This is a genomic window from Bifidobacterium moukalabense DSM 27321, assembly GCF_000522505.1.
In the GTDB taxonomy this organism is placed as follows: domain Bacteria; phylum Actinomycetota; class Actinomycetes; order Actinomycetales; family Bifidobacteriaceae; genus Bifidobacterium; species Bifidobacterium moukalabense.
In genome coordinates this window covers 31,104-47,659 of record NZ_AZMV01000002.1, presented here as the reverse complement: position 1 = coordinate 47,659, position 16,556 = coordinate 31,104, and the positions used below count along the sequence as shown (strand labels likewise).

The following is a 16,556-nucleotide window of genomic DNA, read 5'->3' as shown; positions in this document are numbered from 1 at the left end:
GGGAATGAAGCGGCATCGGCGCTAGACTCGAAATTATGGTTGAAGAAGAGGTTGCTCGGCGTGTGCGCAAGTCGCCGGAAGAGCGTCGCGGGGAAGTGCTGGATGCGGCGGTGCAGTTGATCAGCGAACGTGGATTCAACGGCATTTCGATTCAGGATGTGGCCGATAAGGTCGGCATCTCCAAGCAGGGTGTGTTGCGGTACGTCGGCAATAAGGATCACATGCTGGCGATGGTATACAGCGAGTATTACAACGGCACCGGCACCCCGGAGGATTTCTTTGCGTCGGGCATGCCCGGCAGCGATCCAACGGCGCCGTTGTTCCCGGCCTACCTGCGTTATCTGGTCCGGCATAATTCACGCCGTCGCATGATGGTGCAGCTGTTTACGGTGCTGGCGGCCGAATCGCTCAACCCCGGTCATCCATTGCACGACGAATTCATGTCGCGCATGGACGGCATTTGGGAGAACTATTCGCGATACCCGTGGATGGTTCCGCCTCAGCTGGGCTCGTGGAACGAGGGTATGCGGCCGACTGTTCGTAAGGCCATGGAGATCATGGATGGCGTTCAGCTGTGGTGGTTGCGCGAGCCGGAGGTCGATTTGTGCGCGGAGTGGTCCGAAATGGAGAACCTGCTGTTCCCCTCACCGCTGTGGGATGCGTATCGCTGATGGGTTTGGAGCGGGCGATTCCGATGGGGATCTGGTCGGGATCGCCGGAATCTGGCTGAGTCCGCAGGGGCTGGTCGGTCGTGCACGATTCGGTATTGTGGCACCTTGTGTGAATCGTGTTCCGAAGCCCTGCTCCCAACTTTCCATGTTGCCTTTATTTTTCTATTGGGATCGCAAATATCCTTCAACAATCATCATTAGATTAAAAATTAACCTCGGACATATGTCTTCGGTCGGAAAAAGAGAAAGCACGATTTGCCGGAAACGATATTTTCGGCAAATCGTGTTCGTCGGAACGTGGGCGAATGCGTCGCATTCACCCACTATGCGAAGGAAAAGCGTCAGGCGACCGTGAAGACGGCGCGCTTGAGATCCTCGCGGCGGCTGGAATGGCCGACGAGCAACTCGAATTCGCCCGGCTCGACGATGCGGTTGGCATCGGGATCGACGATGGTGCAGTCGGTGACCGGAATGTCGAATGCGACCGTCTTGCTTTCTCCCGGCTCGAGTTCGACGCGCTTGAACGCCTTGAGCTCACGATCGGTCCAGCTGTAGGAGGTTACGATATCGCCGATATACGCCTGCACCACCTCAGTACCCTTGCGGGAGCCCGTGTTGGTGAGGGTGATTTCGGCATGCACGGTGTCGGCTTCGGTGAAGGTGCCGGAGTCCGGAACGTTGGTGATGGCCGGCTCGCCGTACTCGAACGTGGTGTAGCCCAAGCCCTCGCCGAACGCGAATGCCGGATCCTGCGTGAGGTCGGCGTAGCGGTTGCCGTGCTGGCCGCGGATCTGGTTGTAGTAGACCGGCAGCTGGCCCACGTGGCGCGGGAAGGTGATCGGCAGACGTCCGCTCGGCTCGGTGATGCCGAGGATGATCTCGGCGATGGCCTGACCGCCCTTCATGCCCGGGCTTGGAGCCCACAGCAGTGCGGAGGTGCCTTCGGCGGCGGATTCGTCGACGATCACGCCATTGGTGCCGATCACGCAGGCCGGCAACACCATCGGCTTGGAGCTCATGAGCACCACGACCAACGGCTTGCCGGTTTCGCGAGCTACGCCGGACAATGCCTCGAGCAATGCGTTCTGCCCGCCGAGCAGTTCCAGCGTGCCGGTGGAGCAGCCCTCTCCGATGAGCTGGACCACATCACCGACCACGGCGACGACCAGATCGGACCGTCGTGCGTTTTCGACGGCTTCGTCAAGCATGGCCTGGTCCACTGCGGCGGAGACGCCGATCTTCGGGCGCGGCTGGCCATCCGGATAGCATTCGCCTTCCGGATCGGGCACGAGGTCCACGATGTTCGCACCGCGGGAATACGTCACGTCGCAGTCCGCCGGGGCGAGCGTCTTGAATGCGTCAAGCACGGTGGTGATCATGTCGCGCGGATGGCCGTCCGGCATCCAGTTGACCTGGCCCGAATTGCCGGCCCAATCGCCCAGCTGGGCCTGCGCGTCGTCGGCGAGCGGGCCGATCACGGCGATGCGTTTCGCATCGGCTGCGGCGAACGGCAGGGAGCCGTTGTTCTTGAGCAGCGCCACGGATTCGCGGGCCAGCTCGAGGTTGAGTCGCTGATGCTCGTCGGAGCCGATGACGGCATCGATGCGTTCCTGGTCGGGCAGGCGCGGATCCTCGAACAGGCCGAGACGGAACTTGAGTGCGAGAATGCGGGATACGGCCGCATCGACCAGTGATTCGTCGAGCAGGCCGGTGCGTACCGCCTCGAGCGCGCCTTCGTAGAACTGCGGGGTGGTCATGACCAGATCGTTGCCGGCCTTGACCGCATCGGCGGCCGCATGCACGTAATCCGGCTTGATCTTCTGCTCCCATACGGAACGGCCGACGTTGTCCCAATCGGTGATCAGCGTGCCCTGATAGTTCCAGGCGCCGCGCAGCTTATCGGACAGCAGCCACTTGTTGAAGGTGACCGGCACGCCTTCGATGGATTCGTAGCCGAGCATGAACGTGCCGCAGCCTTCCCTGGCTACGCGTTCGAACGGAGGCAGGAACCAGGATTCGAGCTTGCGGTGGCTCAGGTCCGCTTCGGAGGCGTCGCGGCCGCCCTGGGTTTCGGAATAGCCCGCGAAATGCTTGGCGCAGGCCAGGATCGCATCCTTGGCGAGCGGCTCGCCGGCCTTGGCTCCGCCCTGATAGCCCTTGACGATGGCGGAGGCCATTTCGCCGATCAGGTACGGGTCCTCGCCGAAGGTTTCGCCCACGCGTCCCCAACGGGTGTCGCGACCGATGCACAGCACGGGGGAGAAGGTCCAGTGCACGCCCGTGGTGGATACTTCCTCGGCGGTGGCGCGTCCGGCGGCCTGCACTTTGTCGGAATCCCAGCTGACGGCCATGCCGAGCTGTTCCGGAAAGATGGTGGCGCCCGGCCAGAAGGAGTAGCCGTGGATGCAGTCGTCACCGATGACCAGCGGAATGCCGAGGCGGGTCTTGGTGTTCACGGTTTCGACCGCGCGGGGCAGGTCGGACGGCGAGGTGTGCAGGATGGAGCCGACGTGCTTGTTGACGATCAGGTCGTCCAGATCGCCGCTGCGGGCGTCAAGCTGCATCATCTGACCGACCTTCTCTTCGAGGGTCATGCGGCCGAGCAGATCCGCGATGCGTTCTTCGGCGGGAAGTTCGGGGTTCTTGTATGGCAGTTCGGTGGTATTGCCGGTCATGGGATTGCTCACTTTCCTCATTGAAGCGATGTCCTTTAGTTACCATTTGGTAGTTTACCAGTTCCGATGATGCTCCGCAAGTTACCATTGCGATTCCCTGCCTGATGCGGCGAAGGCTCGTGACAACGGTGCAAGCCCGTTTCCACGATGGCGAAGAGAATGAAACCATCGCGGAAAACGGGCTTGTGGTGGATGGCCGGGATCGGCCGGCCGGGGCCTACTTCACCTTCCTGATGAACAGGATCACCACTGCGCCGGCCATCACGGCGGCGATGGCGACGGGGAACACCAGGAAGTAACCGCCGGTGGCGACCACGATGGAGGAGACGACGATCGGGGCGATGACCTGGCCGAGCGTGTTGGCGAGGTTCAGGATGCCGAGGTCCTTGCCCGCTTCGTCCGGATTCGGCAGCACGTCGACGTTCAGCGCCTGGTCGACGGCCATGTAGATGCCGTAGCCGAGACCCATGAGCGCGGCGTAGACGAACATGGAGAACTGGGACTTCAGGATCCACGGCACGGCGATGCCGATGGCGATGATGGCGGAGGAGACGAACACCGGCAGCTTGCGTTTGCCGATCTTGTCGGAGATCGGGCCGGAGACCAGGGAAACGACCAGCGAGACGACCATGGTGATCATGGCCATGGTGGACACGGTCGCCGCGGCGGCCTTGTCATCCTGGCCGATGTACTTCATGCACACATACAGCTGGTACCCGACGATCATGTTGTAGCCGAAGATGAGCATCAGGCGGCCGATGAGGGCCAGGTAGAAATCGCGTGCGCCCTTGGTCGGCGGGCGGAACTGCATGGCGACCTGCTTGATGTCGAATTTCTCGGCCGTATCGGTGGCCGCGGAAAGCTCGCGCGGGAGCAGCAGCACGGTGCCGATGCCGCACAGGCACCAGCAGATGGTGCCGATCATGAAGCCGGTCTTCGGGGCGTCGATGAACGCGGAGCCGATGATGGTGCCCATGGACTGTCCGACGATCTGGCCGGCACCGTAGAAGGCGGACATGGAGCCGCGGTATTTCTGCGGAACGCGGTCGGACAGAATCGCCACGCACGGTGCGATCATGCAGTTCAGGCCGATCTGCAGCAGCGACCAGGAGGCGACGATGGTCGGCAGTGTGGGGGAGATGGAGGTCAGGTAGAAACCGAGGCCGGCGATCGGGCCGCCGACGATGATCCATGGCGTGCGCTTGCCGAAACGGCTATGCGAGGCGTCGGACAGTGCGCCGAAGATCACGTTGGAGATCAGGGCGAAGATGATGCCGATGGAGTTCATCGTGCCGAGAATCGTCTCGCCTTGGCCGATGCCCAGCGTGTTGAAGCGGGCCGGCAGCAGCACGGTGGATCCGATGGTGCCGGACATCATGAAGACGATGCAGAAGAAGATGAAGCCTGCGCCGAAGCGGCCGAGGTTGAGTTTGCTTACCGGCTTGCCGGTGTCGGGGGCGAGCTCCTCGGCGGCGATGGTCTGCGATTCCATGTTGTATACACCTTCCTTGGTGTTTGTTGCAGTTGGTTTGTAGGATGACTTCGTTGTTCCGGTTACTGGTTACTACCAGATAACTTATAAGTTAGCTATCGGTAACTATGTTGTCAAATCCTGAATGTGATTACGGTGTGTCTCGTTGATTTTAGGCGATTTGCACATGCTGCTGCGACATCATTAGTAATGGGTAACTTATGATTGGTTTCGTAATGTATGGGGAGGTTTGACATGGCGGTTGCCAAGACGGATGCCGACGATCTTGACGTGCTCGACAAATCGGCCATCACCGCGCTGATGGCGGAGGCGAAGCCGAGGAAGAAGACGGTATCGAAGAGGATGAGCGCCGAGGAGCGTCTCAACCAGATCATCGACGTGGCCGTGCGGCTGATCGGGCAGAAGGGGTACCACGGACTGTCGCTGCAGGACATCGCCTCCGAAATCGGCGTGACGCAGACGGCCGTGATCCATCGTGTGAAAAGCAAGCATAATCTGCTGGTGCTGGTGGTGGAGCGCTATTACGACATGTCGGGTGCGGAGTCTGAATACCTGGGTCATTTCCGTGCCGGCGGCGACAGGGCGGGTGAGCGTCCGCGCATTCCGTCCGCGTTGCGCGCGGTGGTCGAGCAGAATGTGCGTCAGCCTGAAATGGTGAGGCTGTTTCAGATGCTCAATACCGAGGCCATGTCGGCCGAACATCCGGCGCACCGATATTTCGTGGAGCGCACCAAAGGCATGTGGGACAATTTCGCGCAGTTCGAGTGGGCGGTTCCCGATGGTGTGGACGGCATGCTGGCGTATCAGTTGGCCAATGCCGCCATGTATGGCCTTGAGGGGCGGTGGCTCGCCGATCCGGAGGGTGTGGATTATCTGGAGGAGTGGAAAAGGTATGAGGCGTATCTGTTCCCGTCGCCGCAGTGGGATGGGTATAGGTGACGTCTGAAGAGGGCTCGCGCGGAAGGTGTCGGTGCGCTGGGTTTTCGCTTGGGAGGCAGGGCGGGGCCGACCTCTGGCCGGTGCGTGGGTGCCTCTGGGCGTGTCGTGGGTTGACAGATAAGTTATCAATCAGTAAGTTATTGGTTAGTAATCAATAACAAGCGGATTGTTGTTCCGGTGTCCGGTTGCTGTTGGTTGCAACAATCAATATGTACCAACGCGTCGCACGCCGTCGTGCGGCACCGACCAACCAAAGGGCAGCAATCATGGCAGAATTCAAGACTCAGGTCGAGCAGTACCGGCTGTTCGAGATCGATCTCATCGGAACGGCGGAGGGCAATCCGTATCAGGATGTAAAGCTGACCGCCGACTTCACCAATGCCGAAACCGGCCAGCTTGTTTCCGTCGGCGGCTTCTACCGGGGCGATGGCAACTACTCCGTACGTTTCATGGCATCGACGACGGGGCGGTGGTCCTTCGTGACCCGCAGCGACGATCCGGCGATCGACGGCCAGACCGGCATCTTCACCGTGACCGCGGCGACGCAGGGCAACCACGGTCGCGTGCTCACCGCATCCGAAGCGCTCTCCGGCGACGCCCGCAAAGCCTACGACAGCGAACTCAGATATCGCTTCGTCTATGAGGACGGCACCGCATACCAGCCGTATGGCACCACCTGCTATGCGTGGGTGAGCCAGCCGGCCGACGTGCAGGACCGTACCGTCGCCACGCTCGCCAAGGCGCCGTTCAACAAGATCCGCATGTGCGTGTTCCCGAAGTTCTACGACTTCAACACCGCCGATCCGTGGGCCTACGCCTATCCGGGAACCCGTGAAACCGGCTTCGACCACACCCGTTTCGACGAGGGGTTCTTCGCGAACCTCGACCGCCGCATCGCCCAGCTCGATGATCTCGGCATCGAGGCGGATATCATCCTGCTGCACCCGTATGACAAGCCGGACTGGGGCTTTTCCTCGATGACCAAGGCCGAGGACGAGATGTACCTCGCCTACATGGCCCGCCGCTACGGCGCCTACAGGAACGTGTGGTGGTCGCTGGCCAACGAATACGATCTCATGCCGCAGAAGTCGCTTGAGGATTGGCGCGAATACGCACGCGTGGTCATGGCCAACGACGCGTTCGGCCACCTGCGCTCCATCCACAACTGCATTCCGATCTACGACTACAACGAGCCATGGTGCACCCACTGCTCCATCCAGCGCGTGGACGTGACCCGCACCACCGAATGCATCGCCGACTGGCGCAGGGCCTACGGCAAGCCGGTCGTATGCGATGAGCCCGGATACGAAGGCAATATCTATTGGGGCTGGGGCAACCTGACCGGCGAGGAGCTCATGCGTCGCTTCTGGGAAGGCGCCATGCGCGGCGGCTACGTGACCCACGGCGAGACATTCATCGATGAAGGCGAGCAGATCTGGTGGGCGCATGGCGGTGAACTGCATGGCGACGCTCCGGAGCGCATCGCGTTCATGCGTTCGATCTTCGACGATGTTCCGTTCGACGCAACGCCGCTGGACGGCGATCTTGCCGCCGACCAGGCATGGCCGATCGCCAATCCGATCAACGGCTCCATCGAGGTGGCGCCGGCGGTCGAAAAGGCCGCGCAGTACTGGGACGTTCCCGTGCTGCGCAGCGGCGACGACTATCAGCTGATCTACTTCGGCTGGTTCCGTCCGAAGTACCGTGAGATCCCGCTGCCGTCCGGCAATCGCTATGCCGTTGACGTGATCGATACGTGGAACATGACCGTCGAGACGCTGCCGAACACCTACGAAGGCTCCGTACGCGTCGATCTCGGCCGCCAGTACATGGCCGTGCGCATCCGCAAGGCCTGAATCATGCCCTGATCCTCCCTCCGGCGAGGGAGGATCCCGGCTTCCGTAACGAGCGACATGAGGGAAGAACTATGCCTGCAACCATCAAGCCCCAGGGCAAACTGACGTTCCTGACGAAATTCGCCTTCGGCATGGGCGATTTCTGGACGTCCATCGGCAATATCGCCATGGCCACCTATCTGACCATGTTCTACACGGACGTGGTCAGGCTCTCGCCGTCCATGGTCGCCTCCATGCTGCTCGTCGTGCGTCTGGTGGTGGCCTTCTGGGATCTGACCGTCGGCATTCTGGTCGATCAGACCAAGTCCCGTTGGGGCAAGGCCCGCCCGTGGATGCTGTTCGGCGGCATCGCCTACGGCATCGCGTTCCTGTTCCTCTTCCTCGACCCGTTCGGCAACTCCCTGGCCGGCGTGATCTATGCGTGGGCCGTGTATGCGGTCGTCAACGTGGCCTATTCGACCGTGAACGTCTCGTATGCCTCGCTCACCTCGCTGCTGACCGCCGACTCCGACGAAAAGACGCAGCTCAACATCTTCCGCATGACCATCGCCAATGTGGGTGCCATGCTCGTCTATGTGCTCGCCATGCCGGTCGTGAACGCGTTCGGGGGAACGTCGATCGGCTGGAGCGTCTTCTTCGGCGTGATCGCCGTCATGATTCCGTTCGGCTATTGGTTCACCTTCGCGAACACGCATGAGATCGCATCCGCCGAACCGGCTGGCGGCAAATCCGGCAAGGTGTCCGTGGGCGGCCATTTCAAGGCGCTTGTGCGCAACAGGTACTGGTGGCTCACGCTCGGATTGAATTTCGCGCTGTGGACCTATAACGGCATCGCCAACGGCATGGCCGCCTACATCGCCAAGTATGTGCTCGGCAATTCCAATCTGACCGCCGTGATCGGCCTGGCCACCGTCATCCCGATGGTCATCGGCCTGCCGTTCGCCGGGCCTCTCGTGGCCAGATTCGGCAAGCGCAACTCCTCGATGGCGGGCCTTGTGCTCGTCGCCGCAGGCAGTCTGCTGGTATTCATCGATCCGAGCAATCTGTGGGTGTTCTTCGTCTCCATCATCGTGCGCATGATCGGCATCATCCCGATGAACGCCGCGCTCAATGCCATGAGCGGCGATGTGGTGGAATACGGCGAATGGCAAAGCGGCGTGCGATCCGACGGCATCGTGTTCAGCTCGTCCAGCTTCTCCATGAAGGTGGCCATGGGCGTCTCCTCGGCCGCCATCGCATGGGTCCTCGGCGCCAGCGGCTATGACGGTTCGCGGGCCACGCAGTCCGCCGCCACCGTGTCCGCCATGGTCAACACCTTCGTATGGGTGCCGGTCGCCATGGTCGTGGTCATGGCCGTACTGCTCTTCTTCTACGATCTTGACGGGCGCATCGGCCAGGTCGGCAGGGAGCTCGCCGCCCGCCGTGCGTAGCGTTGGGCTTCCTGAGTTCGGGATCTTCCGTAAAATCCAGGCGCGCATCCAGCGGGTGCGCGCTTGGTCATTGATGCATCATGCTTTCTTCCGAATCCAGATGCAAGGGCCGATGGATGAACCCCGCCCGCCGTTTGTCTAGAGCATTCATAATACTTACCTTTGGTAATGACTATTGGTAACGATGTGCGGAGGCGTCATGACGGGATCGCGGAGTGGGCAACGGCAACTGTCGCTGGATGACGTGCGTGACCTGATCGACGCATGCTGGACGGCGAAACGTATCACCGAAGCGTTGCCGGAACTGCCGAAAGGCATGAAACCACGGCACGTGCACGTCATCGACGCCATCTGGAATCTCAATCATCAGGCCGAATCCCCGACCCCGGTCGCACGGGTCAGCGGCATCAGCGCCTTCCTTGGAGTGACCGCGCCGAGCATTACGAAACTGGTCAACGAGCTGGCCGGCAAAGGCCTTGTGGTCAAGCATTCGTCCGACATCGACGGTCGTGCGGTGACGTTGAGCCTGACCGCGGCCGCCGAGGAAATCCGCGAACTGTACGTACGCCAGTTCCACGAACACCTGCGCGGCGTGCTGTCCGACGTCAGTGCGCAGGACGCCGCCACCACGGTCGCCACGCTGCGGGCCATGCATCGGCTGATGGGTGCGGATCGGGGGAGGGGAATGGGCCACGCAGGTGGCCGACGCCTGGCCGGCACGCGTCGAAACACTGATGACGGATGACGAGACCCGATCGCATACGACGAAACGGTAGGTCGCACGGAAAATCGAACCGTGCGAACAAACGATGCCATCGCGCATATGGAAAAGAGAGGAACGGCAAACCATGACGGAAAGTAAGGAACGGCGGGAACGACCGATGGAAGCGGCGCAGACGGAACGGCAATCCGGCAGATACATGGACGAGAGGCGGCTCATCGTTGTGGTGGTGGCGCTCGCCATCCTGACGTTCCTTGGCATCCTGTCCGAAACGTCGTTGAACATCGCCTACTCGACGTTGATGGGGGAGTTCGCCATCTCCGCCGACGTGGTGCAATGGCTCACCACCGGCTATCTGCTGCTGCTTTCGGTGGCGATTCCGACCTCCCCGTTCCTGGTGCGTCGCTTCCCGACGAAGATGCTGTTCATCATCGCCGTCGTGCTGTTTTCGGCCGGCACGCTGATCGGCGCGCTCGCATTGAACTTCCCGATGCTGCTCGCGGCCCGTCTGATCATGGCGCTCGGCACCGGTGTCTCGCTGCCGCTGCTGACCAACATCATTCTGGAGAAGGCGCCGTTGTACAAGCGTGGCATGATGCTCGGCCTGGTCAGCCTGGTGACCTGCGCCGCACCGGCCATCGGCCCGGTATTCGGCGGTCTGGTCATGGAATTCCTCGACTGGCACTGGATCTTCTATGCCATGATTCCATTCCTGGTGATTTCCTTCGTGCTCGGCACCGCAACCATTCCCGATATCCGTCATGGCGAGAAGGGGTATCTGTCGGCGCCGTCGCTGCTGCTGATCGCGCTCGGTCTGGCCGGCATCATCGTCGCGGCCAGCTTCTTCGCGCAGTGGAACGGCGATTGGCGGTTCTGGGCCGTGCTTGTCGGTTCCGTCGTGGTGCTGGCGGTGTTCGCCGTCGTACAGCTGAGGATGGAGCACCCGTTGATTGAGGTGCGCACGTTCACGTATCCCGGCTTCACGTTCGGCATGGTGATTCTGCTCATGTCGTCCGGAGGAGTGCTCGGCGTCAACTTCCTGCTGCCGATTCTGCTGCAGCGGGGCCTCGGCCACACCAGCATGGTCGCGGCCCTGATCCTGCTGCCGGGAGCCGTGATCGGCGCGATTTCCGCTCCGCTGATCGGCAGCGCCCTGAAAGGCCATTTCCCGCCGAAATTCATCGCCTGCGGATTCGTGGGCGTGGCCATTATGGATATTGCGATGATGTGCACGGGCTCACATGAATGGGCGCTGGCCGTGGCCTACATGCTGTTCATGGCCGCCTCCGGATTCGTGCTCGTGCCCGACCAGACCCATGCGCTGAACCAGTTGCCGGCCGCGATGAATGCCGACGGATCCGCCGTGATGAACACCGTGCAGCAGCTTGCCGGCGCCATCGGCACGGCCGTGGCCTCCACGCTGATCTCTGAATTCGCGAGCGCAAACATGGCCTCGGGCATGAGCCAGTCATCGGCCTATGTGGCGGGCTTCTCCACCAGTATGTGGGTGTTCTTCGGCGTGGCCGTGGTCGGTGAGGTGTTCGCCCTGCTCATGTTCCGCTTCTCCAGGCGCGTGGGCTGATGGCGCTGCGGTCCGCTTATGGCATCGTGATCCGTCAGCCATGGTCCGACGGATTGCGATGCCATCGATTGTTGAAAACTTGCGGATGATATGGGCCGTTTTGGCCGGTAGCCGGTAAGATGTGCGTGAAGCGTCGTGTTGTGGCGATTTCTGTACGAGACAAAGGAGCCCATATGAAAGTTGCAAGCGGCAATGTGCTGTGGAGGCAGCGTAAGCGCAATTGGTGCCGTACGCCGTTCACCTTCACCGTGTACACGCTCACCGATAAGGAGATGAGCATCAAAACGGGCATACTGAACGAGAAGTTCAATCTGATCAAACTGTTCCGCATCGTCGACATCAGTGTCGAGCGTTCGCTCCTGCAGCGTCTATTCGGCATGAGTACGCTGGTTCTTGACACGCGTGACCAGTCGTCCGGCAATGGCGTCGTGGTGTTGAAGAACATCGTGCGTGGCTTCGAAGTCCGGCAGATGTTGCAGGAGGCCGTGGACGTCTCCCGTAAGGAAAACGGCATGTCGGCCCGTGAATTCATCGGTGGTCCCGGTGGCCCCGCCCCGGAGGCTCCGGGTTTCGACGATGGTTTCGACGGTCCCGACATGGATGGTTTCGCGGACGGCCAGTAGCTGGGTGCGCACGGCGTTGCCCTTTCCGCGCTGCATACGTTGATGGCGTCGTTACTGGTAGAGCCGTTCAACGGATACCAGCCGTATTGACGGATCGTCCTGTGCCAGTTTAATTACGGCTGCAAAGCATAGAGCGGTGTGCAGCGATGGCGGGTGAGGCGGATGCGGACCGAGCCGTCGGGCGCGTGGCTGCCCCAGATCTCCGTCATGGTGACGTGCGGCCAATCCTCAGGGGTAAGCGCCTGGGCCGTCGTCATGCCGTCGTCGAAGCATCGCGCGAGTGAATCGCGTTCGATGACCTGGCTTTCGGCGGGGCCTCCGGGAGGATTGATGACGGTCACGTCACCGGGGAAATCGCAGTCGCACACCACTTGCGAACGGTCGCCTGAATGGAATATGTCCAGCATGCGCTGCGAAGGCGCGAACTGATGGAAGGCGTACGCCCGCCGCCGCTCCAGATCCACAAGTATGCCCCGGCGTAGAAGATACGGTGCCGACGCATCATGGATCGCCGTGCGCAGGGCCGTCATCGTGCGCAGATACCGTTTCATGTCGCAGGGGGAGTCGATGGGCCAGTCGGTTGCGGCCAGCCATGTCGGGAGCAGGTCGGAACGGACCACGCCGTCGGCGGGGGAGTGTGCCTTGCGGACCAGCTCGCCGGCGTAATCGCTGATCGTGGTCTGCAGATATCTCAGCTGCTTGATGCGGTTGTCGACCTGTGACTGCGCGGCTTCCAGCACGCTTCGCCAATCCAGCGAACCGTTTTCAAAGCGGTACCGCTCCAGTGATTCCAGTGGGATTCCGGAAGAGACGCAGATACGCATCACATCCACGTCAAGCATCTGGTCGGGCGTGTAGTAGCGGTATCCGGTCACCGGATCGACAGCCGCGGGTTTCAAGATGCCGTGCGCATCGTAATAGCGCAGCGCCTTGGTGGTGATGCCGTCCAGTCTGGCCACCTCGCCGATCGTCAGCAGTTCGTCATCCGCGCCCATGCCGTCCTCCTTGACCTTGCCCTCGGGGCAAAGTCTATCATCGGTGCTGGTTGTTCCGACAAAGACGTGGAACTGGAGGAAAATTTTGAAGGAGAATCCCTTATGGCTGAAAAGATGATCGAAGATGCGGCTCCGGAGCAACGTGACTGGCTGGGGCTGGCAGGTGACGTATGCGTGGTGGCCGGTGCGGTCGGTGGCATGGGCACGGCCATCTGCGGCGAGCTTGCCAAAGCCGGCGCCCGACTGGCGTTGGTGGATGTAAGCGAGGAGACCACCCGTGCGTTTGCCGCCGAAATCACGCAGACCTACGGCGTGGAGGCGAAGGGCTATGGCTGCGATGTCTCCGACGCCGCCGACGTGGAGATCCTGCGCAATAAAATCGTCGCGGACTTCGGCACCGTCGATGTGCTCGTCAACGCCGTCGGCATCCTGCGGTTCGCGCCGCTTGAGGATCTGCCTTTGCAGGACTGGAAGGACGTGATCGACGTCAACCTGACCGGCGCGTTCATCCTCTCACAGGCGTTCGGCAAGGTGATGCTGCAGCACAAATCCGGCCGGATCGTGCATATCTCCACGGTCGCCTCGCACTCTCCGGAGACATTCTCCGGCGCGTATTCCTGCGCGAAGGCGGGTCTTGGCATGCTCTCCAAGATGATCGCGGCCGAATGGGGGCCGTTCGGCATCCGTTCCAACTGCGTGTGCCCGTGCTTCGTGAAGACCCCGATGTCGGCCTCGTTCTACGCCGACCCACAGGTCACCAAGGATCGCGAACGACTGATCGCCTCCCGTCGTATCGGCGAAGTGCAGGACATCGCCAACGCGGTGGCGTGGATGGCGTCGCCGCGTTCGGATTTCGTCAACGGCGACGAGGTGAGCGTCGATGGCGGCTTCCATCTGATGATGGGTGACCTGACGCCGAAGCCGGGCGGCCGCCGTCAGTTCGCCATCAACTCGCTCAAGCAACGCGGACTGCTGTAAGTGCCGGCAAACGACGACAGTCGTCAATCGCAGGAGACTGCGGGAAAGGAAAGCCCTATGGCAACCGCAACCAAGGAACCCAACCGTTACGGCATCCTGTCCGCCGCGTTCGTGGTCATGTTCTTCGTGGCGTCCATCGCCTTGTTCAGCGTGTTCCTGACGCCATTGAGCGAACAGAACGGGTGGAGCAAAACCGATGTGAGCCTTTCGTATTCCATCTTCCAGACCGTCATGGCCGTCACCGGCATCTTCTCGGGCCGTATTTCCGACAGATTCGGGCCGCGCAAGGTCATGCTCGTCGGCGGTCTGGTGTTCGGCCTCGGCTGGTTCCTGACCGGCATGGCCACCAGCATTCCGATGCTGTATCTGTGCCACGGTGTGATCGCCGGCATGGGGAATGGCCTGGTGTACAACCCGACGCTCACCACCGCGCAACGCTGGTTCCCCGACATCCGCGGCAAGGCGTCCGGCATCCTGCTTGCCGCGGCCGCCATCGGGCCGGCCACGCTGTCGCCGATAGCCAGCTTCCTGTCGAGCACGTTCGGTGTCTCCACCGCGCTGAAGATTCTTGGCGTGACATTCTGGATCGCCATCACGCTGGGATCGCTGTTCGTCTCGCCGGTGCCGGAAGGGTACCGTCCGAAATGCTGGAATCCGCCTACTTCCGCAACCTCCGCCGACAATGCCGAAGACGATGGCGGCTTCGATTGGAAGGCGATGCTCGCCTCGCCGCGATTCTATGTGCTGTTGCTCGTCTACGCGGCCGCAGCGACCGCCGGCACCATGCTTGTCGGTGCGCTGTCCTCGATCGCCCAGTATCAGGTCGGTCAGGTCGGTGCGATGACCGCAGCCGCATTCGGGGCGATGGTGGTGTCGATCAACACGTTGTCGAATTTCGTGGGTCGTCTTGCGTTCGGCGCCCTCTATGACAAATTGGGCGCATTCAGGTGCCTTGCCGTGATGCTGGTCGCCACCGCGCTGGCGATGGTGGCCATGTCGTTCGCGGTGAACGCGCCGTTCTTCATCGCCTGCGTGATCGTGCTCGGATTCGCGTTCGGCGCCCTGCTGGTGATTTATCCGCCGCTGACCGGCGAGACGTTCGGAACGAAGCATCTGGGCATCAACTACGGCATCATGTTCCTGGGCTACGCGCTGGGTGCATGGATCGGCCCGCGCATCGCCACCAGCCTGTTCGACGAGACGGTCGGGTACCGCAACGCGTTCTATGCCGCGGCCGCGATCACCCTCGTCGGCCTCGCCGTCACGTTGCTGCTTGCGGCGAGGGTCAGGAAGGCCGGCACCATGATGCCGAAACGCAGGCAGGGTGCGACCTCGGAATGATCCGAAGGATTATCCGACAACGGTCCGAAGAACAATCCGACAGTGAAACACTGCGAAACAATGCAAACAAAGGGGTTTCTTATGACGCGACAGCTCAAGCTTGCCGTAATCGGCGCCGGTGCCATGGGGCGCGACCATATCCGCTACATTCAGGACAATCCCGACGCGAAACTGGTGGCGATTGCCGATCCGATGCCCGAGTCGGAGGAATTGGCGAAATCCATCGGCGTCGAATGGTATGCGGACTGCAATGACATGTTCGATCATGTGGCGCTTGACGGCGTGGTGATCGCATCGCCGAACGGCCTGCATCTGTCCATGGCGCGCGCGGCGCTCGAACATGGCGTGCCGCCGCTGGTGGAAAAACCGATCAGCGACGACCTGGACGACGCCCGCGCATTCGCGGATGAAGCTCGCACAATCGGCCTGCCGGTGCTTGTCGGCCAGCATCGACGCCATAATCCGAAAGTGCAGCGTGCCAAGGAAATCATCGATTCCGGCGTGCTCGGCCGCATCGTGACGGTTTCCGTGCACTACAACATCTACAAGCCGGACACGTACTACGACATTCCGTGGCGCAGGCAACAGGGCGCCGGCCCTATTCTCGTGAACATGGTGCATGACGTGGATCTCATGCGCTACCTGATCGGGGAGCCCACCGAAATACAGGGCATGTCGGCCAACGGCACCCGCGGATTCGAAGTGGAGGATTCCGCGGTGGTCAATATGCGTTTCGCATCCGGCGCACTCGGGTCGATCACGCTTTCCGATGCGGCGGCCAGCCCGTGGAATTGGGAGGCGACCGCGCGTGAGAACCCGTTCTTCGCGCCGTTCGACACCGACGCGTACCTCATCATGGGCACCAAGGGGTCGCTGTCTTTGCCGAGGCTGCGGCTTTTCACCTATCGGGACGGCGTGAGCGACTGGACGAAGCCGCTCACCTGTGAGATTCAGGGCGTGAAGGAGGGACTGCCGCATCGCCTGCAACTGGCGCACTATCTGAAGGTGCTGCGTGGCGAGGCGGAACCGATTGTCACTCCGGAAGACGCCATCAGATCGCTGGAGGTGCTCAACGCCGTCAAGAAGGCGGCGGATGAAGGCGCCATGGTGACGTTGTAGACACCGGTCTTCGGTGGATCTGCGGTGATTCGTGGGACGGGTCGCGCGCCGCCTTGTGCTTTCGTCTTCCGCGTCTTGATTCCTCCACCCACTGGAGGTCATGCCCCGCTGGGATGCTTCTTAGCGGGGTGATT

13 protein-coding genes are annotated in these 16,556 nt (G+C 61.5%); 10 read left to right on the top strand and 3 right to left on the bottom strand.

Annotated elements, in window-relative coordinates; all coding sequences use genetic code 11:
- Positions 1 to 35 precede the first annotated feature (35 nt).
- Positions 36 to 671, top strand: coding sequence for a TetR/AcrR family transcriptional regulator (locus tag BMOU_RS02385; RefSeq protein WP_034874562.1), 636 nt, complete (start codon positions 36 to 38; stop codon positions 669 to 671).
- 341 nt (positions 672 to 1,012) lie between these two features.
- Here the strand turns inward: BMOU_RS02385 and BMOU_RS02380 are convergent, their stop codons facing one another.
- The gene (locus tag BMOU_RS02380) at positions 1,013 to 3,346 is read right to left on the bottom strand and encodes a glycoside hydrolase family 3 N-terminal domain-containing protein (protein WP_171002097.1); all 2,334 of its coding nucleotides are present in this window, start codon (positions 3,344 to 3,346) and stop codon (positions 1,013 to 1,015) included.
- Between the two features lie 217 nt (positions 3,347 to 3,563).
- Positions 3,564 to 4,838 (bottom strand): MFS transporter, encoded by a 1,275-nt coding sequence (locus BMOU_RS02375; protein ID WP_034874559.1) that lies wholly within the window; start codon positions 4,836 to 4,838, stop codon positions 3,564 to 3,566.
- Positions 4,839 to 5,072: 234 nt separating this feature from the next.
- Here BMOU_RS02375 and BMOU_RS02370 point away from each other — a divergent pair, with 234 nt between their 5' ends.
- From BMOU_RS02370 to BMOU_RS02345, 6 genes are all read left to right on the top strand, one after another.
- Positions 5,073 to 5,777, top strand: a complete 705-nt coding sequence (locus BMOU_RS02370) for a TetR/AcrR family transcriptional regulator (RefSeq protein ID WP_034874557.1) — start codon at positions 5,073 to 5,075, stop codon at positions 5,775 to 5,777.
- Between the two features lie 266 nt (positions 5,778 to 6,043).
- The gene (locus BMOU_RS02365) at positions 6,044 to 7,633 is read left to right on the top strand and encodes a DUF5605 domain-containing protein (protein WP_034874555.1); all 1,590 of its coding nucleotides are present in this window, start codon (positions 6,044 to 6,046) and stop codon (positions 7,631 to 7,633) included.
- 71 nt (positions 7,634 to 7,704) lie between these two features.
- Positions 7,705 to 9,063, top strand: a complete 1,359-nt coding sequence (locus tag BMOU_RS02360) for an MFS transporter (protein WP_034874553.1) — start codon at positions 7,705 to 7,707, stop codon at positions 9,061 to 9,063.
- A gap of 199 nt (positions 9,064 to 9,262) precedes the next feature.
- Positions 9,263 to 9,808 (top strand): MarR family winged helix-turn-helix transcriptional regulator, encoded by a 546-nt coding sequence (locus tag BMOU_RS02355; RefSeq protein WP_235143665.1) that lies wholly within the window; start codon positions 9,263 to 9,265, stop codon positions 9,806 to 9,808.
- Between the two features lie 103 nt (positions 9,809 to 9,911).
- Positions 9,912 to 11,366, top strand: a complete 1,455-nt coding sequence (locus tag BMOU_RS02350; RefSeq protein WP_034874552.1) for an MDR family MFS transporter — start codon at positions 9,912 to 9,914, stop codon at positions 11,364 to 11,366.
- A gap of 173 nt (positions 11,367 to 11,539) precedes the next feature.
- Positions 11,540 to 11,989 (top strand): PH domain-containing protein, encoded by a 450-nt coding sequence (locus tag BMOU_RS02345; RefSeq protein WP_034874550.1) that lies wholly within the window; start codon positions 11,540 to 11,542, stop codon positions 11,987 to 11,989.
- Positions 11,990 to 12,102: 113 nt separating this feature from the next.
- Here BMOU_RS02345 and BMOU_RS02340 read toward each other — a convergent pair whose 3' ends face one another.
- Positions 12,103 to 12,984, bottom strand: a complete 882-nt coding sequence (locus tag BMOU_RS02340) for a MerR family transcriptional regulator (protein ID WP_034874547.1) — start codon at positions 12,982 to 12,984, stop codon at positions 12,103 to 12,105.
- Positions 12,985 to 13,086: 102 nt separating this feature from the next.
- On the opposite strand from BMOU_RS02340, the gene BMOU_RS02335 reads away from it, so the two are divergent.
- From BMOU_RS02335 to BMOU_RS02325, 3 genes are all read left to right on the top strand, one after another.
- Positions 13,087 to 13,962, top strand: coding sequence for an SDR family NAD(P)-dependent oxidoreductase (locus BMOU_RS02335; RefSeq protein ID WP_034874546.1), 876 nt, complete (start codon positions 13,087 to 13,089; stop codon positions 13,960 to 13,962).
- Positions 13,963 to 15,303, top strand: a complete 1,341-nt coding sequence (locus tag BMOU_RS02330) for an L-lactate MFS transporter (RefSeq protein ID WP_326928882.1) — start codon at positions 13,963 to 13,965, stop codon at positions 15,301 to 15,303. It abuts the gene before it with no gap.
- Between the two features lie 81 nt (positions 15,304 to 15,384).
- Complete coding sequence (locus BMOU_RS02325; protein WP_034874544.1) at positions 15,385 to 16,422, top strand: Gfo/Idh/MocA family protein; 1,038 nt, start codon at positions 15,385 to 15,387, stop codon at positions 16,420 to 16,422.
- Positions 16,423 to 16,556 lie beyond the last annotated feature (134 nt).